Origin of the sequence: Sphingomonas sp. ACRSK, assembly GCF_022346685.1 — a bacterium.
GTDB classification, from domain to species: domain Bacteria; phylum Pseudomonadota; class Alphaproteobacteria; order Sphingomonadales; family Sphingomonadaceae; genus Sphingomonas; species Sphingomonas molluscorum.
In genome coordinates this window covers 38,286-63,238 of record NZ_JAKRNR010000008.1, presented here as the reverse complement: position 1 = coordinate 63,238, position 24,953 = coordinate 38,286, and the positions used below count along the sequence as shown (strand labels likewise).

Below are 24,953 nucleotides of genomic sequence, written 5' to 3'. Positions count from 1 at the left end.
TCGCAGGAGACAAGCGTCTCTTTTGCGCTTTTCTGCCGTCGGGATGCGCGGTCTGCGCGCGCGCCCCCTTCGCATCCGCCCGGCCCGGTGCTAACCGCGCGGAATCATGGCGACAGAACTCAGCAAGATCCGCAATTTCTCGATCATCGCGCACATCGATCACGGCAAATCGACGCTTGCGGACCGGCTGATCCAGCGCACCGGCGGCCTCTCCGACCGCGAGATGTCGGCGCAGGTGCTCGACAACATGGAGATCGAGAAGGAACGCGGCATCACCATCAAGGCGCAGACCGTGCGCCTGGAATGGAAGGGCCATGTCCTCAACCTGATGGACACGCCGGGCCACGTCGACTTCGCCTATGAAGTCTCGCGCAGCCTGGCCGCGTGCGAAGGCGCGCTGCTGGTGGTGGACGCGGCGCAGGGCGTAGAGGCGCAGACGCTCGCCAACGTCTACCAGTCGATCGAGCACGATCACGAGATCATCCCGGTCATCAACAAGATCGACCTGCCCGCCGCCGAGCCCGAACGCGTGAAGGCCGAGATCGAGGACCTGATCGGCCTCGACACGTCCCACGCAGTGCTTGCCTCCGCAAAGGCCGGGATCGGCATCGAGGAAATCCTCGACACGGTGGTCGAGCGGATTCCCGCGCCCAAGGGCGATGCGGACGCGCCGCTGAAGGCGATGCTCGTCGACAGCTGGTACGACCCGTATCTGGGCGTCGTCATCCTGGTTCGCGTGATCGACGGCACGCTGAAGAAGGGCCAGCAGATCAAGTTCATGAACGCCGGCACCACGCACCTGGTGGACCGCGTCGGCTGCTTCCGGCCGAAGATCGAGCAGCTGACCGATCTGGGTCCGGGTGAGATCGGCTTCATCACCGCGCAGATCAAGGAAGTCGCCCAGACCGCGGTCGGCGACACCATCACCGATGCCAAGCGACCCGCGGCCGAAGCCGTGCCGGGCTTCAAGGAAGTGCAGCCGGTGGTGTTCTGCGGCCTGTTCCCGGTCGACGCCAACGACTTCGAGAAGCTGCGCGAATCGATCAGCAAGCTGCGGCTGAACGACGCGAGCTTCAGCTTCGAGATGGAGACCTCGGCGGCGCTGGGCTTCGGCTTCCGCTGCGGCTTCCTTGGGCTGCTCCACCTGGAGATCATCCAGGAGCGGCTGACCCGCGAATACGACCTCGACCTCATCACCACCGCGCCGTCGGTGGTGTACGAGATCCAACTGACGCATCCCGATCCCGCGGGTGTGACCAAGATCGACCTGCACAATCCGGCCGACATGCCCGATCCCAACAAGATCGCGAGCATCAGCGAGCCGTGGATCGAAGCCACGATCTACGTCCCCGACGAATATCTCGGCTCGATCCTGAAGCTCTGCCAGGATCGGCGCGGCATCCAGAAGAACCTGACCTATGTCAGCGGTCGCGCGCAGGCGACGTACGAACTGCCGCTCAACGAAGTGGTGTTCGACTTCTACGATCGGCTGAAGTCGCTGTCGAAGGGTTATGCGAGCTTCGACTACCAGCAGATCGGCTATCGGGAGGGCGACCTCGTCAAGATGAGCATCCTGGTCAATGAGGAGCCGGTCGATGCGCTCAGCATGATCGTCCACCGTGGCACGGCCGAAGTGCGCGGTCGCGGCATGGTCGAGCGGCTGAAGGAGTTGATCCCCAGGCACATGTTCAAGATCCCGATCCAAGCGGCGATCGGCGGCAAGGTGATCGCGCGCGAGACGATCAGCGCGATGCGCAAGGACGTGACCGCCAAATGCTATGGCGGCGACGCCACCCGCAAGCGCAAGCTCCTGGAGAAGCAGAAGAAGGGCAAGGCGAAGATGCGCGAGTACGGCTCGGTCAGCATCCCGCAGGAAGCCTTCATCGCCGCCTTGCGGATGGGCGACGAGCAATAGCATCGATGGGGCGGCGCCGGAGCGTCGCCCCTTTTCTCATGCGGCGTTGCGCGACGGCTCGGCCCAGTGCACCCGATCCCGGCCAGCGTGCTTGGCAGCGAACAGTGCGGCGTCGGTCTGGTGATAGAGCTGCTGCCAGTCGGCTTCCGTCGCCAACGGCCCGATGCAGCTGCCGATGCTCGCCGTGACCTTCAACCCATAGGGCATCGCCGCCGTGCGGAGCGACGCGAGCAGCGCCTCCGGGTTCAGTGCCGCGCGCGAATCGGCGAGGATCGCGAATTCCTCGCCTCCGATCCGCGCGATCAACGTGCCTGCCGGCGCTGCCCGACGGAGGGTGCGCGACACCACCCGCAGCACTTCGTCGCCGCCGTCGTGGCCGATGGCGTCGTTGATCCGCTTGAAATGATCGATGTCGGCGACCAGCAGCTGCTGTTCCGCCGTGCGGCCGATCGCCTGGGCCAGGAAGGCGCGGCGGTTCAGCAGGCCGGTGAGCGGATCGGTATCGGCCAGGCGTCGCGTGCTGATCTCCTGGCGGATTGCCGCATCCCGCTCCATGCTCAGCAGGCGGATGCGATAGGCGATCGCCAGGCTGGTGAGCAGCGCCTCGGCGCTCATCGCGAGCACGGTGCTGTTGTCGATCCAGAAGCTCCACGAAAGCAGCCCGAAGTTGCTGGACACCCGCACGATCACCATGACGACCGGTGACGACCAGGTCAGCGCGAACAGCCACAGATAGTTGCTCCGCCGCCGCCACGCCCGCCACAGGATCGGGGCGATCACGCCGATCAGTGCCAGGAAAGACAGGGAGAACAGCGCGTCGAGAGCGTGGATGTTCACCGGTGCGATCAGCAGGAACAGGAGCCCCAGCACCGCCATGCCCGCCGCCGACAGTTCCGTGAGTCGGCCCACCCAGCCATCGAAGATCCGCGCCTCGAAGAAGCTCCGGCTGAAGGCGAGCGCGGCCGCGCCGGCCCAGGCGAGCATTACATAGTTGATCGTGATCCGCTGGTTGTTCTGGATGTCCGGCAGCAGCCAGGCGAGCGCAGCCGAGGAAGATGCCGCGTAGAACAACAGGCAAAGCAGCATCGCGCAGTAGGCGAGCTGGAAGCGGTGGCGCAGCGCCTTCCACAGCGCGAGATTGTAGACGATGAGCGCGATGCAGAGACCTGCGAAGGCTGCGTAGATCGCCGCCAGTTTCAATGTCTGGCGTTCGGCCTCGGCGCGGGTGAGGAGCCGCGGCCCGAGCACGATGCCCCGGACGTTCGCCGCTCCTTCAACGTGCCAGAGCAGCCGTGTCACGGGCGCGCTCCGCGAGGGCAGCGCGAACTCGATCAGCGCACCGAGCTGGAGGTGCTGCGTGAGCCCGCGCTGGTCGACGGTCACCGAGGCGATGTGTCCGTCGGCATAGAGCACGTACACCGACATGCCGCGGATCCAGACGCTTCCGGACCGGACTCGAAGCGGCTCGTCGGCCGGGGGACGGAGCGTCACCGGGCTGGACAGGACCCAATAGTCGCCTGGTCCCCAGGATCGCTGCGGAGTGGCGCAGTCGAAGCTTTGAGGCTGTGAGAAGAGGCTCCCGGGCGTTAGCCCATCCGCATCTGGCCGGACGCAGGCCCGGAGGGATGCGGCACGTTGCGATGGGGCGGCGGCGGCCTGCTGGGTGAGGGCGAGACCCGCCAGCACCAGTGCGCAGACGATCCGCGCCAGTCGATTCAGGCTCCAGCTCACGCGATCGGACCTATCGCGCGCGGTGCGAAAAATCCGTTAAGCGCGGAGAAGGGAAAAAGTTGGGCCCCGGTCACGAGGACCGGGGCCGGAGATTGGTTACGCCTTGGCGGGTGCCTTGGCCCGGCCGCCCTTCTTGGGCTTGCGCGGAGCTGCCGGGGTGATCTCGAAGGCGAGCGCGCTGTCCTTCAGCTTCACCGACACCTCGCCCCCGTGGACGAGCTTGCCGAACAGCAGCTCCTCGGCGAGCGGCTGCTTGATCTTCTCCTGGATCAGGCGCCCCATCGGCCGTGCGCCATAAAGCTTGTCATAACCGCGCTCGGTCAGCCACGCCTTGGCGGCCTCATCCAGGTGGATGTGGACGTTGCGGTCGGCGAGCTGGAGCTCGAGCTGGAGAATGAACTTCTCCACCACGCGCTCGACCACCTCGGTCGGCAGGTAGCCGAACGGCACGATCGCATCGAGGCGGTTGCGGAATTCAGGGGTGAAGAGCTTCTTCACCGCCTCCTCCTGCACGTCCTCGCGGCTGATCTGGCCGAAGCCGATCGACTCCTTGGCCATGTCCGACGCACCGGCGTTGGTCGTCATGATCAGGATGGTGTTCCTGAAATCGACGGTCTTGCCGTGGTGGTCGGTCAGCTTGCCGTTGTCCATCACCTGCAACAGGATGTTGAACAGGTCCGGATGCGCCTTTTCGATCTCGTCGAGCAACAGCACCGAATGCGGGTTCTGGTCGACCGCATCGGTCAGCAGACCGCCCTGGTCATAGCCGACATAACCCGGAGGGGCACCGATCAGCCGGCTGACCGAATGGCGCTCCATATACTCGGACATGTCGAAGCGCTGGAGCGGAATGCCCAGGATCTCGGCCAGCTGGCGCGCAACCTCGGTCTTGCCGACGCCCGTGGGGCCGGAGAAGAGGTAGTTGCCGATCGGCTTGTCGGGATCGCGCAGGCCCGCCCGGCTGAGCTTGATCGCCGAGGACAGCACCTCAATCGCCGGGTCCTGCCCGAACACGACGCGCTTGAGATCGGTGTCGAGGTTGGCGAGCACGCGCGTGTCGTCGGTCGACACCGACTTCGGCGGAATGCGCGCCATGGTGGCGATCACCGCCTCGACTTCGCGGGTGGTGATGGTCTTCTTGCGCTTGTTCGGCGCCACCAGCATCTGCATCGCACCGACCTCGTCGATCACGTCGATCGCCTTGTCCGGCAGCTTGCGGTCGTTGATGTAGCGCGCCGACAGTTCCACCGCCGACTTGATCGCGTCGGGGGTGTACTTGACCGAATGGTGCCCCTCGAATGCGGTGCGCAGGCCGGTCAGGATCTTGATCGTGTCCTCGACCGACGGCTCGTTGACGTCGATCTTCTGGAACCGACGCAGCAGCGCGCGATCCTTTTCGAAGTGGTTGCGGAACTCCTTGTAGGTGGTCGAGCCGATGCAACGGATCGCGCCGCCCGACAGCGCCGGCTTCAGGAGGTTGGACGCATCCATCGCGCCGCCCGAGGTCGCGCCCGCGCCGATCACCGTGTGGATCTCGTCGATGAACAGGATCGCGTGCGGCAGCTTTTCGAGCTCGTTGACGACCTGCTTCAGCCGCTCCTCGAAATCGCCGCGATAGCGGGTGCCGGCGAGCAGCGCGCCCATGTCGAGCGAATAGATGACGGCGGGCAGCAGCACTTCCGGCACGTCACCCTCGACGATCTTGCGCGCCAGCCCTTCCGCGATCGCGGTCTTGCCGACGCCGGGATCGCCCACATAGAGCGGGTTGTTCTTGGAGCGGCGGCACAGGATCTGCACCGTGCGATCGACCTCGGCAGAGCGGCCGATCAGGGGATCGACCTTGCCGTTCTTCGCCTTTTCGTTGAGATCGACGCAGAACTGCTTCAGCGCGCTCTCGCCCTTGCCCTTGGGATCGGCCTTGGGCTTTTCCTCGTCGGCGCCCTTCACTTCGCGTGCCTCAGACGGCGAGCCGCCCTTGCCGACGCCGTGGCTGATATAGCTGACCGCATCGAGCCTGCTCATGTCCTGCTGCTGGAGGAAGTAGACGGCGTAGCTTTCGCGTTCAGAAAACAGCGCAACGAGCACGTTGGCGCCGGTCACTTCGTCGCGGCCGGAGGACTGGACGTGAAGGATCGCGCGCTGGACGACGCGCTGGAAGCCGGAGGTGGGCGAGGGATCGGTGGCCGAGTCGACCTTCAGCGCGTCGAGTTCGGTGTCGAGATACTGGGCGACAGTCGCCTTGAGTTCGCCCAGGTCGACGCCGCAGGCGTTCATGACCTTGGACGCATGTTCGTCCTCCACCAGCGCGAACAGCAGGTGCTCGAGCGTGGCATATTCGTGCCGGCGGGTGGACGCAGCCTCGAGCGCCTTGTGCAGCGTGGTTTCGAGGGCGGAGGCAAAGGATGGCATCAGACGGATACTCCAACCGGGCCGACGAGCGTGCATCGGCCGTTTGCATCTATGTCGGAACGCAAGGGGCCCACATCAAGCGGCTGCCGGCCCCGGCGTTCCAGGAACGTTCCCGTGACCAGTGCCCCGATGGTCACCTTCGAAAGAGCGCGTCGGCGCTGGCCCGATGGGTCGTCGCCCGCTCAACCTGGCTTCGGCACCGGGCGATCTCCGCCTCCAGCGCCGCGATGCGTGCGTGAAGCTCCGCGACCGACAACGGGTCTAGGTCCTCGCGGGCCAGCTGCGCCAGCGGATCGTCCTTGCGACGCGGCAGAAATTCCTCGGCGTCCATCGGCACAGCGTTGACCCTCCTTTGCGCGATGTCAATAACGCTGGGCAACGCGCGGGGAAGCAAAGGGAGCCAGATGCCGATGAACCTTCCCGAGAGCACTCCGGGTACCATGATCGCGATCGACCCGGAGGTGGCGGGCGGGCCCGAGGTGCTGGTGCCGGCCGAGCGTCCGGTGCCGCAGCCCGGACCCGGCGAGGTGCTGATCCGGGTCGCGGCGGCCGGCGTGAACCGGCCCGACCTGCTCCAGCGCGCGGGTAATTACCCGCCGCCCCCCGGCGCGCCGTCCATCCCCGGGCTTGAGGTTGCCGGCACGGTCGCCGCGGTCGGCGAAGGCGTGGATCCAGGCCTGATCGGTGCCGCCGTCTGTGCCCTGCTGGCCGGCGGCGGCTATGCCGAATATGCGCTGGCGCCCGCGGGCCAGTGCCTGCCGGTCCCCGAGGGGCTCTCGATGGCAGAGGCCGCGGCGTTGCCGGAGACGCTGTTCACCGTGTGGACCAACCTGTTCGAGCGCGCCTATGTCCAGGCCGGCGACACCGTGCTGGTCCATGGTGGCACCAGCGGCATCGGCACCATGGCGATCAGCCTGTGCGCGCTGTTCGGGGTCGAGATCATCGTGACGGTGGGCTCCGACGACAAGGCCCAGGCGGCGCTGGCGCATGGCGCGACCCACGCGATCAACTACAAGACCGAGGACTTCGTCGAGCGGGTCAAGGCGATCACCGGCGGCGCAGGCGTCGCGGCGGTGCTCGACATGGTCGGCGGCGACTATGTGCCGCGAAACCTGAAGTGCCTGGCCGAGGATGGGCGCCACGTCTCGATTGCGGTGCAGCGTGGCGCGGAGGCGACCATTCCGATCTGGCAGGTGATGCGCCGCCGCCTGACGCTGACCGGCTCGACGCTGCGCCCGCGCGATGCGGAGTTCAAGACACTGGTCGCCGAAGAGATCGCGCGGCTGGTCTGGCCGTTCGTGGCTGAAGGCAAGCTGCGCCCGCTGATGGACCACAGCTTTCCGCTCTCGCAAGCAGCCGAGGCGCACCGGCGCATGGAGGCGGGCGACCACGTCGGCAAGATCGTGCTGACGATCGGCGACTGAACCGCCGGCGACTCGGTCGCCGGCGGAACGCCTCTACAGTCGCGTCACCGCATAATGCTCCTGCAGCGCGGCCACCACGGCATCGCTGTGGGTCGCGTCGCGTGCCTCGAACATCACCTCCAGCCGCGCAGCCTGGACGCTGGGGGAAGTGAAGAGCCGGTGGTGCGAAACCTCGATGATGTTGGCCCCGGCTGCACCGATCCGCGTGGAGATCTCGCCGAGGACGCCCGGGCGGTCGGGGATGTCGAGGATCAGTCGCATCAGCCGCCCGTCGCGCACCATCACCCGCTGGAGCACATTGGCGAGCGCGCGATTGTCGATGTTCGCCCCGCACACCGGCACCCCGACTTTGCGGCCACGGAACAGCTCCGGATAGGTCAGCAGCGCGGCGACGCCGGTCGCTCCTGCCCCCTCGGCAACGATCTTGGCTTCCTCGGCCAAGAGCGCGATCGCGCTCTCGATCGCGCGTTCGGGCACGGTCAGCACCTGCTTCACCAGCTGGCGCACGATCTCCAGCGGCTTGCGGCCGACGTCGCGGACGGCAATGCCTTCCGCTACGGTCGCACCGCCGACGCTGACGGGCGTGCCCGCCAGTTCCTGCGCCATGGCCGCATAGCTTTCGACCTCGACGCCATAGGTGACGATCGGGCGACCGGCGCCCTCCGCTGCGAGCGCGGCGCCTGCGACCAGCCCGCCGCCTCCGACCGGAATCGCCAGCGTGTCGAGCTCGGGCACATCCTCGATCAGTTCGAGCGCGAGCGTACCCTGGCCTGCGATCACCGCGTCGTCGTCGTATGGGTGGACGAACACCAGCCCCTGACCGTCGGCGAGATGGTGGGCGTGGGCGGCGGCCTCGGCCAGGGTCGTGCCGTGCAGCACGACCTCGGCGCCCCAGCGGGCGGTGCGGGTGACCTTGGTGGAGGGGGTGAAGGCCGGCATCACGATCACCGCGCGGATGCCGAGCAGCGCTGCGTGGCGCGCGACCGCCTGGGCATGGTTCCCTGCCGACATCGCGACGACCCCGGCAGCCCGTTCTTCCGCGGAGAGCAGCGCGAGCCGGTTGGCGGCGCCCCGCTCCTTGAACGCGCCGGTGACCTGCAGCGTATCCAGCTTCAGCCAGACGTCCGCGCCGGTAATCCGGCTGATCGCATCGCTGTGCACCACGGGGGTGCGGATCACCTTGCCGGCGATCCGGGTAGCGGCTGCGTGGACGTCTTGGGAAGTGATCACGTACGGCCCTCTTCGTTGGTGCCTCGTCGGCGGCGCGATGCGCCGCGCCTGCCTACAACCACCAAAGCCGCAACCGGACAAGGAAAAGCCGCGGGGGCACCGTCTGCGACTTCCCCCGCGTCGATCCGATTCCGCTAGAGTGTGAATAGAAGCACCCCTAAGCTCGACTTCGAATCGGGGAGGGGGAGTTGCTCGAGTTTCTGGGCCTGCCGCAGAACATCGCCTTTACTGCGGCGCTTGTTCTGATGCTGTTGATCGGACTGGTGCAGTTGATCGGCTTCGGCGTCGAGCTGGATGCCGATGCGGATCTGGACGCCGACATCGGTGGCGACCTGCTGTCGTGGCTCGGTGTCGGCCGAGTGCCGCTGCTGATGCTGCTGGTCCTGTTCCTCGGGATCTTCGGCTCGATCGGGCTGCTGGGTGAACAGGCAGCGCTCGAATGGGCGGGCGCTCTGCTGAGCGGCTGGATCGCCGTGCCGGCCGCCACCATCGCCGCATTGCCGCTCACCGGGCTCGCCGCACGTGGCCTGGCGCGGGTGCTTCCGCAAGACCACACCACCGCGATCCTGCTCGAGGAACTGGTCGGTCGCTTTGCCCGCATCGTGATCGGTCGCGCAGTTCCCGGCGCGCCTGCTCGGGCGCGGGTCGAAGACCATCACGGGCAACCGCATTACGTGATGGTCGAGCCCGACAACCCCGGACAGATCTTCGAAGAGGGCGAGCAGGTGCTGCTCGTCCGGCGCGAGAACGACGTGTTCCGTGCCATTTCTCGCGGCGATCACAAGTTGCCCCAGCTAGGAGCGTGACGATGAATACCGACGTGGTGGTGCCCCAATCCGGAATGCTGACCACGGTCGGCATCGTGGCCGGGGCGGCGCTGATCCTGCTGCTGGTGATCGGCCTATTGTTCGCCAAGCTCTACAAGCGCGCCTCGAAGGAGATCGGCTTCGTCCGCACCGGCGCCGGCGGGGAAAAGGTGGTCATCAACGGCGGTGCGCTGGTGCTGCCGGTGTTTCACGAGACCATGCCAGTCAACATGAACACCGTGCGGCTGGCCGTGGAACGCAAGAACAGCGATGCGCTCATCACGCTCGACCGGTTGCGGATCGACGTGAAGGCCGAGTTCTACGTCCGCGTGAAGCCGGATGCCCAGTCGATCGCCATCGCCGCGCAGACGCTGGGCATGCGCACCATGCATCCCGATGCACTCAAGGAACTGGTCGAGGGCAAGTTCGTCGACGCGCTGCGCTCGGTGGCAGCCGGCATGACCATGGCGCAGCTGCACGAGCAGCGCAGCGAATTCGTGCAGAAGGTGCAGCAGGTCTCGTCGGCCGATCTCGCGATGAACGGCCTGGAGCTGGAGAGCGTCTCGCTCACCGGTCTCGACCAGACGTCGATCGAGCACTTCAACGCCAACAACGCGTTCGACGCCGAGGGCCTGACCAAGCTCACCGAGCAGATCGAGCTGCGCAAGAAGGCGCGCAACGACATCGAACAGGACACCCGCGTCCAGATCGAGACCAAGAACCTGGAAGCGGCCCGCCAGTCGTTCCTGATCGGCCGCGACCAGGAGTTCGCCCGGCTCGAGCAGGAGCGCGAGCTGGAGGTGCGCCGCGCCGAGCAGGCGGCCGAGGTCGCGCGCGAGCAGGCTGCCCGGCAGCGCGAAGCCGATGCCGCGCGGATCGAGGCCAAGCGCCAGATCGACGCGCAGCAGATCGAGGCGGATCGCGCGATCAAGGAAGCGCGCATCGCCCAGGAACAGGCGCTCGAACTCGCGCGTCAGGAGCAGCAGATCGCCGTCCAGAACAAGAGCCGCGACGAGAGCCAGGCTCGCGCCGAGGCCGACAAGGCGCGCGCCGATGCGGTCGCGGCCGAGGAACAGGTGTCGACCAGCCGCGAGACCGAGATCGCCGAGCGTACCAAGCGCATCGAGTTGATCGACGCCGCGCGGGAGGCGGAACGCGCCGCGATCCGCATCCGCGTCGAGGCAGAGGCGGAGAAGCAGGCCGCCGCCGACCGTGCCGAGGCCGCGCGCCTTGCCGCAGAGGGTGAGGCAGAGGCCGCCAAGCTGCGCGCCGAGGCCGACCGCGTTCGCTTCGAGGTGGAGGCCGCCGGTCAGCGTGCGGTCAACGAGGCGGCGAACCTCCTGTCGTCGGACCAGGTGTCGCTCCAGACCAAGCTCGCGCTTCTGAAGGTGCTGCCGGAGGTCATTCGTGAGGCATCCAAGCCGCTGGAGGCGATCGACAGCATCAAGATCGTCCAGGTCGACGGGCTGACCGGCGCCGGCGGGACGGCAGGGGCGGGTGTCGCCGCGGACGGCGGCGGCGATCGCAACCTCGCCAACTCCGCGGTGCAGGCGGCGCTCCGCTATCGCGCGCAGGCGCCGATGATCGACGGGCTGATGAAGGAGCTCGGTTTCGACGGTGGCTCGCTGGACGGGCTGGTAAAGGGCGCGGCGCTTCCAGCCGGCAGTCCGGTGACGCCAGGCGCCGCGGACCTACCGGCTGCGGCGGAGTAGCGGCGCCAAGCGAAGGGGAAGCGGTGTTGCTCCTGCGCAGGGCGGTCTGATCGGACCCGCGCCCCTTTTCGCAAAGCATTGCCGGAATAACGCTTTGCCGGCAGCTGTGCTTGCCTCTGTCCACTTCGCGCACTAAGTCTGTTCCGGATACGGCCACCCCGCGAGGGGTGGCCCTTATTGTTTCTGGAGAACTGCCGTGGCCCAGCCGTTGATGCCGCATGCGACCGCTTCCTGGCTGGTCGATAACACGTCGCTGTCGTTCGAGCAGATCGCCGACTTCTGCGGCCTGCACATCCTGGAAGTGCAGGCGATCGCCGACGACACTGCCGCAACCAAGCTCACCGGCCGCGATCCGGTCCGCGCCCACGAACTGACGCAGGACGAGATCGAAAAGGGCCAGGCCGATCCGAACTATCGCCTCAAGATCCAGAAGGGTCCCGAGCAGGTCCGCCGCACCAAGGGGCCGCGCTACACCCCGGTGTCGAAGCGCCAGGACAAGCCGGACGGCATCGCCTGGATCATCCGCAACCATCCGGAGATCTCGGACGGCGCGATCGGCAAGCTGATCGGCACCACGCGCACCACCATCGCCGCGATCCGCGACCGTACGCACTGGAACATCGGCAACATCGTGCCGAAGGATCCGGTCACGCTCGGCCTGTGCTCGCAGCGGGAGCTCGATGCACTGGTGACCAAGGCCGCCAAGGCCGCGGGCATGGAAGCACCGACCGACACGCGTCTGGAGGGCGACCGCGAGGCACTGCTGGAGCAGCTGCGCAACGAGCGGCAGCAGGCGGCGCGCGATGCCGAGGCATTGGCGAACGGCGAGACTGCCGAGCCCGCCCCGGCCTTCATCGATCCGTTCAAGCGCTGATCGCCAGCGCGCCCGTCCCTCCGCGCTTGCGGGGGACGGGCTCGGCGGGCCCGAGGTCCTGCCGCTTCTGCTGAGGCAGAAAGCCGATTAGCTTCTCCCCGTCCGACTCGGGGAGAACTGGCATGACCGACCTTCGCGAGCGCGCTGTCGCGCTCTACGACGCCTTCACCCACGAGCACCGCGACCGTCGCGCCTTCATGCGGGAGATGGTCGCGCTCACGGGCTCTGCCGTCGCTGCCGAGGCGCTGGTCGCAGCGATCGCGGCGTCTCCTGCCGCAGCACAGCAGGTCCAGCCGGACGATCCTCGCCTTCGCACTGCCACGCGCAAAGGGGTCGAGGCGGGCAAACCAGCCGCAGCCTATTTCGCGGCACCCCGAGAGGCCGGCGGCCGCAAGCTCGGTACGGTGTTGGTCATCCATGAGAACCGGGGCCTGACAGAGCATATTCGCGACGTTGCAAGGCGCGTGGCGCTGAGCGGGTTCCGAGCCGTCGCACTCGACCTGCTGGCGCCGCAGGGCGGCACGCCTGCCGACGAGGACCGCGCACGCGAGATGATCGCCGGCATCGACATGGACTTGGCCCTTCGTCAGGCAATCGCCACCATCGATCGTGCGGCGCGGCAGCGGGGCGGCTCCGGCAAGGTGGGCGCGGTCGGCTTTTGCTGGGGCGGCGCCTTCGTCAATCGCCTGGCGATCGCCGCCGGACCTGCGCTCAGCGCAGGCGTGGCATATTACGGACCTGCGCCCGCCCCTTCCGAGGCGACGAAGGTCCAGACGCCGCTGTTGCTACACTATGCGGGCAAGGACAAGCGCGTGAACGCAACGGGCCTGACGTGGGCAACGGCGCTGGAGGCGGCGGGCAAGCAGGTGGAGGCCCATGTCTATCCGGACGTCGACCACGCCTTCAACAACGACACGTCGGCAGAACGATACAACCCCGCGGCGGCAAAGCTCGCCTGGGAGCGGACCACGCGCTTCTTGCATGCCCAGATCGACGGCTAGGCCGCCGAAGCCGGCAATCAGCGGATCGAGGCGGCAATCCGCTGTTCGAGTGTGCTGCAGCGCTTGGGGAGGGCCGCCATCACGGTGCTCCGCTCCTCGGCCGACATCGCCGTCCAGTCGGCAATTTCTTCGCGCGTGCGACCGCAGCCGAAACACCAGCCGCTCTCGAGGTCGAGCGTGCACACCAGGACGCACGGGCTTTCGACCGCGACCGGCGCAACATAGTCGATGAAATCGTCCACGCGGCCTTGCCCGATCAGGCGGTGAGTCGAACGTCCAGAAAAGCCGGGATGGGGCCGTTCCAGCCGCCATCGTCCGCCACCGCATCCTCGGCCTCGCGACGACGGCGTGGTTCTTCATGGCGGGGCGCCCGTTCCTCGCGCGCCCGACGCGGCGCTTCAGACTGCGGGGCGCGATCCTCGCGGCCGCGGCGATCGCGTGAACGCTCGGTCCGCGGTGCCCGTGGCTCCGACGTCGCTTCCGCTTCCGCAGCCGGCCCGCCGCCCAGATCGAGCACTTCGATCTTCTGACCGGTCAGCTTCTCGATGTTGGCGATGTTCTCGGCATCGTCGGGCGTGACGAAGGTGTAGGCCGTGCCCGTCGCGCCACCGCGGCCGGTACGGCCGATGCGGTGGACATAGTCGTCCGGATGCCAGGGCGCGTCATAGTTGAAGACGTGGCTGACACCCTTCACGTCCAGGCCGCGCGCCGCGACGTCCGACGCGACCAGGATGTTGACCTCGCCGTTCTTGAACCGGTCCAGCTCGGCGATACGCGCCGACTGTTCCATGTCGCCGTGGATCTCGGCCGAACGGAAGCCCGCGCGCTGGAGGCTCTTGTTGAGCTCGCGCACGGTCGTCTTGCGGTTGGAAAAGATGATCGCGGTGCGGACCTCGTCGGAGGACAGGAGCCGTCGCAGCACGTCGCGCTTCTTGGCCGCACTGACATGCACCACCCGCTGGGTGATGTTGGTGTTGGTGGTCGCCGGTCGCGCGACCTCGATGGTCTTGGGGTTCTCGAGGAACTTGTCCGCCAGCTTCTTGATCGGCGGCGGCATGGTGGCCGAGAACAGCAGCGTCTGCCGCTGCTTGGGAAGCTTGGTGCAGATTTCCTCGATGTCGGGGATGAACCCCATGTCGAGCATGCGGTCGGCTTCGTCGATCACCAGGAGGTTGCAGCCGGTGAGCAGGATCTTGCCCCGGCTGAACAGGTCCATCAATCGCCCCGGGGTCGCGATCAGCACGTCGACGCCCTTTTCGAGCGCCGCCAGCTGGTCTCCCATCGATACGCCGCCGATCAGCAACGCCATCGACAGCTTATGGCCAGCGCCGTACTTCTCGAAGTTCTCGGCAACCTGGGCCGCGAGTTCGCGGGTGGGCTCCAGGATCAGCGAGCGCGGCATGCGCGCGCGGCTGCGACCCTGGGCCAGAATGTCGATCATCGGCAGCACGAAAGCGGCCGTCTTGCCGGTGCCGGTCTGGGCGATGCCGATCAGGTCGCGCATCATCAACACGGACGGGATCGCGCTCGCCTGGATGGGCGTCGGCTCCGTATAGCCCGCCTCCGTTACGGCGTGCAGCAGTTCATCGGAAAGACCGAGATCGGCAAAGTTCATGGGGTTTCCGGAAAACGGCACCGTCGCGGCACCGGAATGCAGGTCCGCGCCTTGCGGATTTCTGCCGGATTGTCAAGCAGAACGCGCTTCAGCGGCCAGGAACGAGCATCCGGAAAGACGAGATGCGGCACTGCCCGCCAGAGCGGGAGCGAATCGTATCGCGCGACGCGCACACCATCCCGTCCGCGGTCGGCTTGAGGTAGAAGCCCGAGTAGAAGTCGAGCGTGGGGCAATCCTCCTCCAGGCGCGCCCGCAGCCGCTTCCCGCCGGTCAGCATCAGGTCGACGCTGTCGGTGCGGGTGATCGACACCGCAGCCAGGTTGGCGACGGGCACACAGCGGTCGGTGCGTTTCTCCACCCAGTTGATCGCCGGCAGCGCACGCGAACTGGAGGCGGGGGTGACTTCCATGCGCGGCACGCGCACGATGATTCGCTGGATGCGCACCTCCCTGTGCACGACCGTGCCGGCCGGAACGCTCACGCGCTGCTGGGCCCCGGCCATGGGGGCCGCGAGCGTCAGCAGCAGAAGCACGGGTACAGGCTTCGGTACGGGCATGGGGCTCTCTTCTCAGCCTCTGGGTTTTAACCGGTGATGAACTGGCGGCAAGCCTCTCGGCCGTGTAGCGCGACGGGATGACCGCACAGACCCGCCTGATCCATGCCATTCGGGAAGCGCTAGGCGAGTGCAGCCTCACCACCGACGCCGACCGGATCGCGCCCTTTCTCACCGATTGGCGCGGGCGGTTTCATGGCGCGGCCGCCGCGATGCTGCTGCCGACCTCGACCGCCGAGGTGGCCACCATGGTTCGCTTGGCGGTTGAGCATCGGGTGCCGCTGGTCGCACAGGGCGGCAACACATCGATGGTGGGCGGCGCGACGCCGCCTGCGGACGGATCGGCGCTGCTGCTGTCTACTCGCCGCCTCGATCGCATTCGACGCCTCGACGCTGGGGCTGCACTCGCGGTGGCCGAGGCAGGCGTGATCCTGCAGAACCTTCATGAGGCCGCTGCGGAAGCCGGCTGCCGTTTTCCGCTCACCCTGGGCTCGCGCGGGACGGCGACGATCGGCGGCCTGGTCTCGACAAACGCAGGCGGCACCCAGGTGCTGCGCTGGGGGACGATGCGGCGGCTGGTGGCCGGGGTGGAGGCAGTGCTGCCCGATGGCAGCATCCACGATGGGCTCACGCCGCTGCGCAAGGACAATCGCGGCTACGACATCGACCAACTGCTCGTCGGCGCCGAAGGCACGCTGGGGATCATCACCGCGGCGACATTGCGCCTCGCCCCTGCGATCCTTGGCCGCGCTGTCGCCTGGGTGGGCATCGCCGACCCGGAGGCGGGGCTGGCGCTCCTGCGACGGATGCAAGGGACGACCGATGCGGTCGAGAGCTTCGAGATCATCCCCGGCGACACGCTGGAGCGCGCGGTGCAATATCTGCCGGACGCGCGGTCGCCGCTCAGCGGCACCCACCCATGGCACCTGTTGATCGAGGCGGTCGCTGCGACCCCGAAGGCCGAGGCGCCGGATGCCCTGCTCGCGCGACTGCTCGGTGGCGCGTTGGACGCCGGCCTCGTCGCCGACGCGGTGATCGCCACATCGGAGGCGCAGGCGGACGCGTTCTGGCGGCTCCGGGATTCGCTGTCGGCGGCGGAGCGCGCCGCGGGTCCGGCAGTGCAGCACGACATCTCCGTGCCGGTGGACCGGATGCCGCGCTTCATGGTCGAGGCGGCCGCGGCGGCAGAGGCGCGCTTTCCGGGCACCCACGCCACCGCCTTCGGGCATCTGGGGGACGGCAACGTCCACTTCCACGTACGGGCGCCTGCGGGCGCTGATCCGGCCCGCTGGATGGCGGGGGAGGCGCCCGGCATCACCACCTTTGTTCACGACCTGGTGGTTGCCGCCGGCGGTTCGATCTCTGCCGAGCACGGCATCGGCCAGATGAAGCGCGACGAACTTGCCCGCCTCGGCCCGCCCGCCCGCCTGGCGGCGCTGCGGGGCATCAAGCAGGGGCTCGACCCGATGAACCTGTTCAATCCCGGCAAACTGGTGACGCTTGCGCCCGTCGACGGGGCGAAATAGACGCGCAAGCTGGGTTCCAGGAGATCAAGAATGGCCACGGCGCCGAAGAACAACGGGCTTCCTCTGTTTTACAACCAGCTCGAACCGCTTTCGAGCCAGCAGCACGCCAACTACAAGGTTCGCGTTGCGGATCGTGCGCCGTTCCTGGTCAACGAGCATGCCGTGCCGGTCACCGTCGAAGAATTCCCGCTGGTGCAGCGTCGCATGCCGATCGTCTTCTCGGTTGGCGAGGATCCCGTGCCGCTCGCGCTGATGGGCCTGAACGAGGGCGTCAACACCTTCATCGACGCCGACGGCCGGCTGATCGACCCGGAAGTGTACGTCCCGGCCTATGTCCGCCGCTATCCGTACATGCTCGCCCGCCTGCGTCCGGACAGCGAGGATCTGTCGCTGTGCTTCGATCCGACCGCGGACACGATCGGCGCGTTCGAGGACGGCGAGGCGCTGTTCGACGGCACCGAGCCGAGCGAGACCACCAAGCAGATCCTGCAGTTCAACGAGCAGTTCGAGCAGGCCGGCCAGCGCACCGCCATGTTCATGAAGGAGGTCAAGGACCTGGGCCTTCTGATCGACGGTGAAGTCTCGATCCAGCCGGACGGCGCCGAGCAGCCGTTCATCTACCGTGGTTTCCAGATGGTCGACGAAAAGAAGCTCAACGAGCTTCGTGGCGACCAGCTGCGCAAGATCCAGCAGAACGGCATGCTGCCGCTGCTCTATGCGCACATCTTCTCGCTGTCGCTGATGCGGGACCTGTTCGCGCGTCAGGTGCGCGCGGGCATGATCGCGCCCCAGCCGACCGCCTGATCGGACGTCCCGCCGGGGCAAGGCCGGCGGAACGCAGCCCGAATCGCAAGCGCCGTCCGTCTTCCCGACGGGCGGCGTTTCGTCGTGCGCGTCAGGCAATGCATCGCAAGTGTCGGCAAACGCTTGAACCTTTGCGCTTGATATCTATATTCTCTGGTACGCGGTCTCGTGTTCCCCCCTTTCGCGGGATCGTGTGACACGCTTTCAGCGTGTCTCCTCCCTGAACCTAGGCCACCTCGTGCTTCGTGCACGGGGTGGTTTTTTTTGCGCTATTCGGCGGCAAGCGCCTGCGGAAGCACGTCCGCCGCGACGGCTGCGATCATGTGGGCGAGGGCGGCAGCGAGGCGGGGAAAGCCGGGACCAACCTCCGTCAGCGTGGGATCCAGATAGAGGCCGCGATCGAACTCGATCTGGACCGCGTGCACGTTGCGTGCGGGCGCCCCATGGGTCGTCACCACGTGCCCACCGGCGTAGGGCTGGTTACGGGCGATCCGAAGGCCGGCATCCTGCGCGGCGGCTTCGAGCGTATCGACCAGGCGCCGCGCTGCCGAGCGCCCGTGTCGGTCACCCAGCACGACCTGCGCAGGCGTGACGCCCGGCAGCGATGGCATGGAGTGGATGTCGAGCAGGATGGCGACGCCGAACCGCGCGTGCGCCGACGCGAGCGCGGCAGCTACCGCGGCGTGGTAGGGACGATGGTGGCCCATGATGCGGGCGGTGACCTCGTCCGCGTGCAACCGGCGCTTCCAGATGTCGCCCGCGCTGCTGGCGCGCCGGGGTATGAGCCCCAGCCCGCTGCGCAGCCGCGCCGAGGCCCGGGGCTGCGCCATCGGATCGGCGCCCGCGTCGACCTGCGGATCGCGCTCCTGCTCGCTGCGGTTCAGGTCGATCCAGGCGCGGGGAAGCTTGGCGACGAACAGCGTGTGGGGGCCCCGCGCCGCAAGCGCCACTTGGTCGACCAGCCGGTCCTCCAGCGGTAGCAGCGCCGCAACCGGCACCCGCAGCAGGTCCTGCATCTCCTCGGGATAGGCGCGGCCGGCATGCGGCACCGAAAGCACCAGCGGCGTTACCGGATCGGCGGGACCGTGCAGGTCGAAGGGGAGAGGCGGCGCGGGCACGCTCTGGATGCTAGGCCCCGCGGCGATCCGGAGCAACGCGCTGGAAAAGCGCCAGGGGTTCGCCCATAGACGCGGGCGCTCGTACGAGAGGGATGCATGTACAGGATTCTGTTGGCCGAGGACGATCAGGTGATGCGCGAGTATCTGACGCGCGCGCTCGAACGTTCCGGCTATCGCGTGGCGGCGGTCGATCGCGGGACGGCCGCCTTGCCGTTGCTGGAGAGCGAGACGTTCGATCTGCTCCTCACGGACATCGTAATGCCCGAGATGGACGGCATCGAACTCGCACAAAAGGCGCAGGAGATCGCACCCGAGATGCGGGTGATGTTCATCACCGGTTTTGCGGCAGTGACGCTGAAGGCGGGCAAGGCCGTGCCCCAGGCTCGGGTGCTGTCGAAGCCCTTCCACCTGCGCGACCTGGTGCGCGAAGTGGACCAGCTGTTTGCGGAGGACAGCGTCCCCTCGCACAGCTGAGCAGATTTTTTAGGTTCGGTCACTTTCGGTGCTTGCGCTCCCCAGCGCTCCCCGCTAGAGGCCGCACTCCCGGCGGGCGTGTAGCTCAGTGGTAGAGCACTGTGTTGACATCGCAGGGGTCGCAAGTTCAATCCTTGCCACGCCCACCACGGAAAAACCCGCCAGCGCACTGCGTTGGCGGGTTTTTTCATGTTGGTGCCCTGTGCCAGAAACTCGGCACATCTTTCGTCCGGCATCTCGACGACTTGACGCCGCCCGACGGGTCCGTCGTTCCCGACAGACCCGCTTCAGCCCGACGATCAGGGATCGAGCGGGTCGAGTGGATCGATCCGCGCCGATCGAAGGTCGGGGCGGAAGGTGAGCTCGGTAGGCGAGAGCCGGCGGCCGATCACGCCGGGTTCGTAGCCGAGTTCTCGACGGTTCCTCCCTCCAAAGGCGGGGCTCTCGATCATCCGGCTCTGGTCCGGGTTGCAGACGATCAGCGCCTCGCGATCGAGCGGCGCTCCCAATGCCATCAGCCGTCGCGTGGCGTTGCGCAGGTTGGTGGTGGTGTGCCGAGCATAGGGCTCGATGACGATCGCCTCGGCAGGCACGCCATAGCGCCCGATCAGCGCGCGGCGCATCTCGACGGCCTCGTTATGGGGCGTGCCGTGCGGGTGTGCACGGCCACCGCTCACGATGATGAAGGGGGCGTCTCCCTCCGCAAAGCGGTTCGCGGCGAGCCGGACGTGGTATTTGCCGCCTGGACTGAGCGGCATGTCGGGAACCTCGGGGCCGATCCCCGTCAGCACGATGGCCGTATAGCGGTAGCGGGACCAGTCGAGGCCCCGGGCTCGCGCCATCGCCGCGGCGTTGTCACCGCCGTCGATCGGCTCGAATCCGCTTGCATCGGTGCGGTCGTTCACGTCGAGCAGGGCCAAGCCCAGTTCCACGCTGGGATCGAGCGCCTGCAGGGAGCCGGCACGCGGCGTGTTGCGCAGGCGGACCGCAGCCGCCAGGCGCGTCTGCGCCTCCGTGCTGCCGAACGCCGCCGATGGCCCGTCGATGGAAGGGTAGCGCGCGGGCATTCCCAAAGCATAGACGCGGACGATCGCGTTCAGCCCACGGATCTCCCGGGCAAGGCCGGAGGCCAGGCCGTCGTCGGGTATCAGCCGCCGATCACGCAGCAGCGGGGCGGCATTCCGCTCCACCGCATGCGCAAGCGCTGCCAGTTCCTGCTCGTCCCACAGCGCGGCTTCCGCAACGCACGGGGCCGCTTCCGCGCAGGCGGCGGTGCGCTTTGCACGCGTCGCAAGCGTGGTGGCGAGGCTGCGATCGGCGCGGAGCCGGGCGATCGTCTCCGGCGACCGACCCATCGCATCGAGCATCGGGAACAGCCGCTGCGCCAGAACCTCGGTCGCGCGGTCGCGGACCTCGGCTGCCACAGCAGGCTGAACCGCCGCCGCGAGCATCGCGGCGGCGAAGGTGATGCGAAGCGCTCGATGCCTCACCACGACTTGGAGACGACCAGACGGAAGTTCCGGCCGAAGATCGGGCGGCCGTAGATGGCCTCGCTGCTGCCCTGGCCGCTCAGCGAGTCGGTGCGGGTATTGCCTTCGGTCAGCCCATGCGCGTTGAACAGATTGTCGCCGACCACCTGCACCTGCCAGCTCGCCCGGCGCAGCGTCACGCCCGCACCGATCGTGCCGTAGGAGGGCAGCGCGGTGTTGTTGTAGAGGTCGACGTAGCGCTTCCCCATATAGGTGTAGCGGCCATAGACGGAGATGTCCGTCTCGCCCGAGGTGAAGTCGAAGCTCGGCCGGATGTTGCCGTAGATCTTGGGCTGGCGGACGATCTGATTGCCTTCCGCCTGCTCGGGATCGGCGCCGGTCGCGCTTTCGAAGTTCTTGTACTTCGGGTCGCTGATGGTGAGCGCGCCGTTCAGGGTGAACCAGGGAGTCACCGACCAGGCGCCATCGAATTCCACGCCCTTGACCTGCGCCTCGCCGATGAAGGGGACGTTCACGTCGTTGCGGCCCGTGGTCGGGTCGTACGCCAGGAATGACGCGTTGAGCGGGTCGAAGTTGGTGTAGAAGCCGGTGAGATAGAGGTAGGAGCGCCCGGCGGCGAGCTTCAGCCCGGCCTCGAACTGGTCGGCGACCGTGGTGATGATCGTCGGGTTGATGCTCATCACCGTCTGGACGCTCGGCGGCGTCTCGAGGTGCGAGGCGCGGCCATAGACGCCGACATGGTCGCTGAAGTCGTAGTTGGCGCCGACCGTCCAGTTGGTGACGTTCGGCTTCCCCTTCTGGTTGATGATCGCTCCGGTGAAGGCGCGGGTGGCATCGTCCGCCAGCGTGGTACGATCGCCCAGGTCGGCCTGCTCGGTCAGTGCCGCCCAGCCTTCGTAGCTGTAGCGCTCGTGGCGGATGCCTGCGTCGATGCGTAGGCCCGGTACGATCTCCCAGGTGTCGTTGGCGTAGATGGCGAACATCTTCGCGTCGGAGTCGCCCTGGTTCAGCGTGGCGGCGTAATTGAGCACGCCGTTGTCCGTCACCCGGCCGAGTTCTGCACCCGAGGCCGAATAGGCGACGAGGTCCAGCGTGCGCGGCTGACCCGCGACCTCGATCAGGTAGTTCTGGTAGAGCGTCCGGCTGTCCTCGCCATAGAGGCTGGCGTAGAGGCCGAGCTTGATGTCGTGGCTGCCGATGCCGGTCTCGAACTTCTTGGCGACGGTGAAATTGCCCTGGCCCGAATAGAACTTCGAGTGAATGTCGCGATACTGGCCCTGCATCACCAGGCCCGATGCCGCATCGGGGTCATAGACGGTGTTGGTCCCCGCCAGCACATAGCCGAAGCGGTTCACCGCGCCGAAGGCAGCGGTCGCGCGCGCCAGATAGCCGTTGGCGAAGCTGTCGGCGTCGGCCGGATTGGTGGTCGAGTAGAAGGCGGTGAAGTCGAGCTTGCCCTGCGTGTATCCGACCTTGGCCGAAACGAGCCAGCCGTCAAAATCGGCGTCATATTGTGCGCCGAAGTTCACCATCTGCATGTGGCGACCGTCGGAGAGATCGCTGGTGCGGCTCTGGATCACGCCTGCGCCGTCGCGATACTTCAGGTTCACGTTGCGCAGCGCCGGCGAGTTCATCGTGCCGGTGAAATAGTCGATGTACGGATCGAGCGAGACGCTCGGGTCGCGCGGGTCGGCGATCGGGATCGGCAGATAGAAGACGTTGTGGTCGTTGACGTAGTTGAGGTTCAGCTTGATCGAGCCATTGTTGAGGTCGTGCTTGAGGTTCGCGCGGATCTGGCCGCCCTTGTCGTTCGGGAAGCCGTTGTCGCGGTAACCGTCGTGGTACCGCAGGAAGCCGCCGACGGCGTAGTAGGTGTCTTGGGCAATCGGACCGGACTGATAGGCATCCAGGCGGTAGAGGCCCGTGTCACCCAGCGTCAGCTGCGCCTTGCCGCGCGGCGTCTCCTCGCCGGTGACCGTGATGGCGTTGATGATCGCGCCCGAATAGCTGGCGTAGACCGGCGCCGGACCACCGCGGACGACTTCGGCATGGTCCGTCATCAGGTCCTGCTTGAGGATCGCGTCGCCGCGAAAGAACACGCCGTCGTTCTCGTGGAACAGGGGCAGGCCGTCCTGCTGGAAGCTGACGAAGCCGCCGTCGTTCGGCAGGCCGCGGATACGGTAGATGTTCTGCACCTCACCGCCGGTGATCTCCGTCTGGAAGCCGGGCAGCTGGCCGATCAGGTCGGCGAAGTTGACCGGCGCGATCTTCTCGACGTCTGCCTGGGAGATGGTGTTGATCGCATAGGACACGTCGAACCGCCGCTGCGCGCGGGTCGATCCGGTGACGATGATCTCTTCAGGCGACACGTCGCCGGCTGCCTGCGGGTCCGACGCTTCGGCCGATGCGGTCGCTGAAGTCGTTTCTTGCGCCCAGGAAGGTGCGGCGACGAAGCACAGCGCGGGAAGAGCGGCGTAGGCGAGCTGCTTGATGTTCGGCATGATATCCCAGTTCTGAACAATACCCGGAAAGGGCAGGCGACTGGGGCCGAGCGGCTACGGCAAAGCCATGACAGATCTGTTACGGAGTCGAACCGGTTGCTGGCCTATCTGCCTGCTGATCGAATCTTCTGGTCATCAATGAAGAATGAGCAGGCGCGTCTTTGGTATTATGTGCGCGCATGGGAAGAGCGCTGGCTTAAGCAGGGGATCGGCGAGGGCGGAGCTGATGCCGTCAGCTCCGCCCTCACGGTGCATCAGGGGCCGACGTCCGCGCCGTCGGGCTTCAGGCGATAGTTGGTGGTGGTGCCGAGGCCGAGTGCCTGGGCGACGCGGTCGTTCCAGCCATACGGGTCGTTGCGGATCACCGGTTCGCCGGCTTCGTCGAACAGCACGGTCTGGTAGAGCATCCGCACCGGGATCTCGCGCGGCAGCTTGACGAAGGTCTCCTTGCCGGTCGCGCGCGCCTTGTTCCACTCGTCGATCACGCCCTCGTCCTTGGCGAGCATCTCGGCAAAGCCCAGCGCATCCTCGACGCGAACGCAGCCGTGGCTGCGCTGGCGCTGCACCTGCTGGAACAGCGGCTTGGCCGGTGTGTCGTGCAGATAGATGGCGTGATCGTTCTGCATGTCGAACTTGACGAGGCCGAGCGAGTTCTTCGGGCCTGGTTGCTGAACGATCCAGCCGTCTTCCCAAGCCATGTTGTTGCGGCGCAGATAGTCCGATCCCTTGCCGGCGATCTCCTTTTCCTGGACCGAGCGGGGCACGGTCCAGGTCGGGTTGGCGACCAGGCGGAAGATCGGCGACCCCAGCTGCGGCGTCTCGTTGTCGGGCTCGCCGACCACGACCTTGCGGCTGTTCACGAGCTTGCCGTCGCGCCAGTAGCTCAGCCGTGCCGCCGCCACATTGACGTCGATGCGGGTACCGGGCGGGGTGCGCTCGATCCAGCGCAGCCGCTCCATGTTCACCGCGATCGCGCGCGCACGATCCGCGTCGGAAAGGTTGAGAATGGCGAGCGCATCGCTGCCGATCACGCCGTCCGGCTTGATGCCGTAGTCGGCCTGCATCTGCTTGACGGCTGCCGCCATGGCCGGCGTGTAGCGATTGCCGCCGGCCGCCGCCCGATCGAGATAGTCGGAAGCGACCAGCTGACTGGCGATCATCGGGATGCGCGCGTCGGTTGCGCCCGGCTTCAGCGGCTCGCCCTTGTCGGGGATCGCCGGCGTCGCCGCCTCGCCCTGCTTGCGCAGCGCCAGATAGGCTTGCGACAGCTTGCGGTAGTTCGCGTCCTGCGGGGCCAGGCTTTCCAGCCACTCGCCGACCTTGCCCTGCTGAAGCGCCTGGGCGAGCCCCTGCTTCAGATCGGGGTTCGGCCGGGGAACGGTGTAGACCTCATAGAGCTTGGTCGGATCGGTTGCGCCACGAGCCAGCGCGCCGGCATAGGCGAGCGCCGCCTTGGTCAAAGCCGCTTCGTCCTCGCCGGCCGGAACCTCAAAGTTCATCTTGTCGAGGCCATGGGCGGCGCGCTTGTTGAGAGCGTCGCGCAGCTGATCGGCTGTCGACTTCGACCATTGCGCGGGCTGGGCGCTCTCGCCGGCTTCGGTCTGATTGGACGGGGAAGTGTTGACGTTGCACGCCGACAGCGTGAGCGACATCGCCAGCAACGATGAACCGATAAGACCGACGCGCACCCGCTTCTCCTCGTTATTTTGCAGGCAGATAACGTCCGGACTGCCGTTTCGCTCCCGCAAGGAGCCGTCCGAGCCGTTGCCG

At 67.0% G+C, this 24,953-nt stretch carries 20 protein-coding genes and 1 tRNA gene; 10 read left to right on the top strand and 11 right to left on the bottom strand.

What is annotated here, in order from left to right:
* Positions 1-106 precede the first annotated feature (106 nt).
* The gene (gene lepA / locus MHZ35_RS06255) at positions 107-1,915 is read left to right on the top strand and encodes a translation elongation factor 4 (RefSeq protein ID WP_239434827.1); all 1,809 of its coding nucleotides are present in this window, start codon (positions 107-109) and stop codon (positions 1,913-1,915) included.
* A 36-nt stretch (positions 1,916-1,951) separates the two neighbouring features.
* Here the strand turns inward: lepA and MHZ35_RS06250 are convergent, their stop codons facing one another.
* The 3 genes from MHZ35_RS06250 to MHZ35_RS06240 all read right to left on the bottom strand — a co-directional run bounded on the left by MHZ35_RS06250 (position 1,952) and on the right by MHZ35_RS06240 (position 6,386).
* Positions 1,952-3,406 carry a GGDEF domain-containing protein gene (locus MHZ35_RS06250; RefSeq protein ID WP_239434826.1) on the bottom strand — a complete coding sequence of 485 codons (1,455 nt, stop codon included), beginning with the start codon at positions 3,404-3,406 and terminating at the stop codon, positions 1,952-1,954.
* Between the two features lie 336 nt (positions 3,407-3,742).
* Entirely contained in the window at positions 3,743-6,055 is a 2,313-nt protein-coding gene (clpA, locus tag MHZ35_RS06245) for an ATP-dependent Clp protease ATP-binding subunit ClpA (protein ID WP_239434825.1), read from the bottom strand.
* 133 nt (positions 6,056-6,188) lie between these two features.
* Positions 6,189-6,386: a DUF1192 domain-containing protein gene (locus MHZ35_RS06240; RefSeq protein WP_125960698.1), complete on the bottom strand. Its 198-nt coding sequence runs from the start codon at positions 6,384-6,386 to the stop codon at positions 6,189-6,191.
* A gap of 79 nt (positions 6,387-6,465) precedes the next feature.
* On the opposite strand from MHZ35_RS06240, the gene MHZ35_RS06235 reads away from it, so the two are divergent.
* Complete coding sequence (locus tag MHZ35_RS06235; protein WP_239434824.1) at positions 6,466-7,479, top strand: NAD(P)H-quinone oxidoreductase; 1,014 nt, start codon at positions 6,466-6,468, stop codon at positions 7,477-7,479.
* Between the two features lie 33 nt (positions 7,480-7,512).
* Here the strand turns inward: MHZ35_RS06235 and MHZ35_RS06230 are convergent, their stop codons facing one another.
* The gene (locus tag MHZ35_RS06230; RefSeq protein WP_239434823.1) at positions 7,513-8,709 is read right to left on the bottom strand and encodes a threonine ammonia-lyase; all 1,197 of its coding nucleotides are present in this window, start codon (positions 8,707-8,709) and stop codon (positions 7,513-7,515) included.
* Positions 8,710-8,897: 188 nt separating this feature from the next.
* Between MHZ35_RS06230 and MHZ35_RS06225 the strand changes: the two genes are divergently transcribed.
* From MHZ35_RS06225 to MHZ35_RS06210, 4 genes are all read left to right on the top strand, one after another.
* The gene (locus MHZ35_RS06225; protein WP_239434822.1) at positions 8,898-9,515 is read left to right on the top strand and encodes a YqiJ family protein; all 618 of its coding nucleotides are present in this window, start codon (positions 8,898-8,900) and stop codon (positions 9,513-9,515) included.
* A 2-nt stretch (positions 9,516-9,517) separates the two neighbouring features.
* Entirely contained in the window at positions 9,518-11,227 is a 1,710-nt protein-coding gene (locus MHZ35_RS06220) for a flotillin family protein (RefSeq protein ID WP_239434821.1), read from the top strand.
* Positions 11,228-11,438: 211 nt separating this feature from the next.
* On the top strand, positions 11,439-12,101 hold the full coding sequence (locus MHZ35_RS06215) for a DUF1013 domain-containing protein (RefSeq protein ID WP_274615698.1): 663 nt from the start codon (positions 11,439-11,441) through the stop codon (positions 12,099-12,101).
* A 122-nt stretch (positions 12,102-12,223) separates the two neighbouring features.
* Positions 12,224-13,102: a dienelactone hydrolase family protein gene (locus tag MHZ35_RS06210; protein WP_239434819.1), complete on the top strand. Its 879-nt coding sequence runs from the start codon at positions 12,224-12,226 to the stop codon at positions 13,100-13,102.
* A 17-nt stretch (positions 13,103-13,119) separates the two neighbouring features.
* Here MHZ35_RS06210 and MHZ35_RS06205 read toward each other — a convergent pair whose 3' ends face one another.
* From MHZ35_RS06205 to MHZ35_RS06195, 3 genes are all read right to left on the bottom strand, one after another.
* On the bottom strand, positions 13,120-13,344 hold the full coding sequence (locus MHZ35_RS06205; RefSeq protein ID WP_239434818.1) for a DUF1289 domain-containing protein: 225 nt from the start codon (positions 13,342-13,344) through the stop codon (positions 13,120-13,122).
* Positions 13,345-13,358: 14 nt separating this feature from the next.
* Positions 13,359-14,717: a DEAD/DEAH box helicase gene (locus tag MHZ35_RS06200; RefSeq protein WP_239434817.1), complete on the bottom strand. Its 1,359-nt coding sequence runs from the start codon at positions 14,715-14,717 to the stop codon at positions 13,359-13,361.
* An 88-nt stretch (positions 14,718-14,805) separates the two neighbouring features.
* A complete protein-coding gene (locus MHZ35_RS06195) occupies positions 14,806-15,273 on the bottom strand; it encodes a hypothetical protein (RefSeq protein WP_132883467.1) in 468 nt (155 codons plus the stop codon).
* Positions 15,274-15,350: 77 nt separating this feature from the next.
* Here MHZ35_RS06195 and MHZ35_RS06190 point away from each other — a divergent pair, with 77 nt between their 5' ends.
* Together MHZ35_RS06190 and MHZ35_RS06185 are read left to right on the top strand one after the other, a co-directional pair.
* Complete coding sequence (locus MHZ35_RS06190) at positions 15,351-16,796, top strand: FAD-binding oxidoreductase (RefSeq protein WP_239434816.1); 1,446 nt, start codon at positions 15,351-15,353, stop codon at positions 16,794-16,796.
* A 30-nt stretch (positions 16,797-16,826) separates the two neighbouring features.
* Complete coding sequence (locus MHZ35_RS06185) at positions 16,827-17,600, top strand: SapC family protein (RefSeq protein WP_125960707.1); 774 nt, start codon at positions 16,827-16,829, stop codon at positions 17,598-17,600.
* Between the two features lie 269 nt (positions 17,601-17,869).
* Here MHZ35_RS06185 and MHZ35_RS06180 read toward each other — a convergent pair whose 3' ends face one another.
* Positions 17,870-18,718: an N-formylglutamate amidohydrolase gene (locus tag MHZ35_RS06180; RefSeq protein WP_342453503.1), complete on the bottom strand. Its 849-nt coding sequence runs from the start codon at positions 18,716-18,718 to the stop codon at positions 17,870-17,872.
* Positions 18,719-18,814: 96 nt separating this feature from the next.
* Here MHZ35_RS06180 and cpdR point away from each other — a divergent pair, with 96 nt between their 5' ends.
* Together cpdR and MHZ35_RS06170 are read left to right on the top strand one after the other, a co-directional pair.
* Positions 18,815-19,192, top strand: coding sequence for a cell cycle two-component system response regulator CpdR (gene cpdR / locus MHZ35_RS06175; protein WP_125960709.1), 378 nt, complete (start codon positions 18,815-18,817; stop codon positions 19,190-19,192).
* Positions 19,193-19,266: 74 nt separating this feature from the next.
* Positions 19,267-19,341: transfer RNA gene (locus tag MHZ35_RS06170), tRNA-Val, on the top strand.
* Between the two features lie 150 nt (positions 19,342-19,491).
* Here the strand turns inward: MHZ35_RS06170 and MHZ35_RS06165 are convergent.
* The 3 genes from MHZ35_RS06165 to MHZ35_RS06155 form a co-directional block, all read right to left on the bottom strand.
* Positions 19,492-20,685, bottom strand: coding sequence for a YdcF family protein (locus MHZ35_RS06165; protein WP_239434815.1), 1,194 nt, complete (start codon positions 20,683-20,685; stop codon positions 19,492-19,494).
* Positions 20,679-23,183 (bottom strand): TonB-dependent receptor, encoded by a 2,505-nt coding sequence (locus tag MHZ35_RS06160; RefSeq protein WP_239434814.1) that lies wholly within the window; start codon positions 23,181-23,183, stop codon positions 20,679-20,681. Before MHZ35_RS06160 ends, MHZ35_RS06165 begins: the two co-directional genes overlap by 7 nt.
* Positions 23,184-23,437: 254 nt before the next feature.
* Positions 23,438-24,871 carry a L,D-transpeptidase family protein gene (locus MHZ35_RS06155; RefSeq protein ID WP_239434813.1) on the bottom strand — a complete coding sequence of 478 codons (1,434 nt, stop codon included), beginning with the start codon at positions 24,869-24,871 and terminating at the stop codon, positions 23,438-23,440.
* Positions 24,872-24,953: the final 82 nt, after the last annotated feature.

What these genes read in the sequence shown, in the direction of transcription:
- lepA (WP_239434827.1), top strand. Translation starts at nt 107, where the DNA reads ATGGCGACAGAACTCAGCAAGATCCGCAATTTCTCGATCATCGCGCAC.
- clpA (WP_239434825.1), bottom strand. Translation starts at nt 6,055, where the DNA reads ATGCCATCCTTTGCCTCCGCCCTCGAAACCACGCTGCACAAGGCGCTC.
- MHZ35_RS06240 (WP_125960698.1), bottom strand. Translation starts at nt 6,386, where the DNA reads ATGGACGCCGAGGAATTTCTGCCGCGTCGCAAGGACGATCCGCTGGCG.
- MHZ35_RS06235 (WP_239434824.1), top strand. Translation starts at nt 6,466, where the DNA reads ATGAACCTTCCCGAGAGCACTCCGGGTACCATGATCGCGATCGACCCG.
- MHZ35_RS06220 (WP_239434821.1), top strand. Translation starts at nt 9,518, where the DNA reads ATGAATACCGACGTGGTGGTGCCCCAATCCGGAATGCTGACCACGGTC.
- MHZ35_RS06215 (WP_274615698.1), top strand. Translation starts at nt 11,439, where the DNA reads ATGCCGCATGCGACCGCTTCCTGGCTGGTCGATAACACGTCGCTGTCG.
- MHZ35_RS06210 (WP_239434819.1), top strand. Translation starts at nt 12,224, where the DNA reads ATGACCGACCTTCGCGAGCGCGCTGTCGCGCTCTACGACGCCTTCACC.
- MHZ35_RS06200 (WP_239434817.1), bottom strand. Translation starts at nt 14,717, where the DNA reads ATGAACTTTGCCGATCTCGGTCTTTCCGATGAACTGCTGCACGCCGTA.
- MHZ35_RS06195 (WP_132883467.1), bottom strand. Translation starts at nt 15,273, where the DNA reads ATGCCCGTACCGAAGCCTGTACCCGTGCTTCTGCTGCTGACGCTCGCG.
- MHZ35_RS06190 (WP_239434816.1), top strand. Translation starts at nt 15,351, where the DNA reads ATGACCGCACAGACCCGCCTGATCCATGCCATTCGGGAAGCGCTAGGC.
- MHZ35_RS06185 (WP_125960707.1), top strand. Translation starts at nt 16,827, where the DNA reads ATGGCCACGGCGCCGAAGAACAACGGGCTTCCTCTGTTTTACAACCAG.
- cpdR (WP_125960709.1), top strand. Translation starts at nt 18,815, where the DNA reads ATGTACAGGATTCTGTTGGCCGAGGACGATCAGGTGATGCGCGAGTAT.
- MHZ35_RS06160 (WP_239434814.1), bottom strand. Translation starts at nt 23,183, where the DNA reads ATGCCGAACATCAAGCAGCTCGCCTACGCCGCTCTTCCCGCGCTGTGC.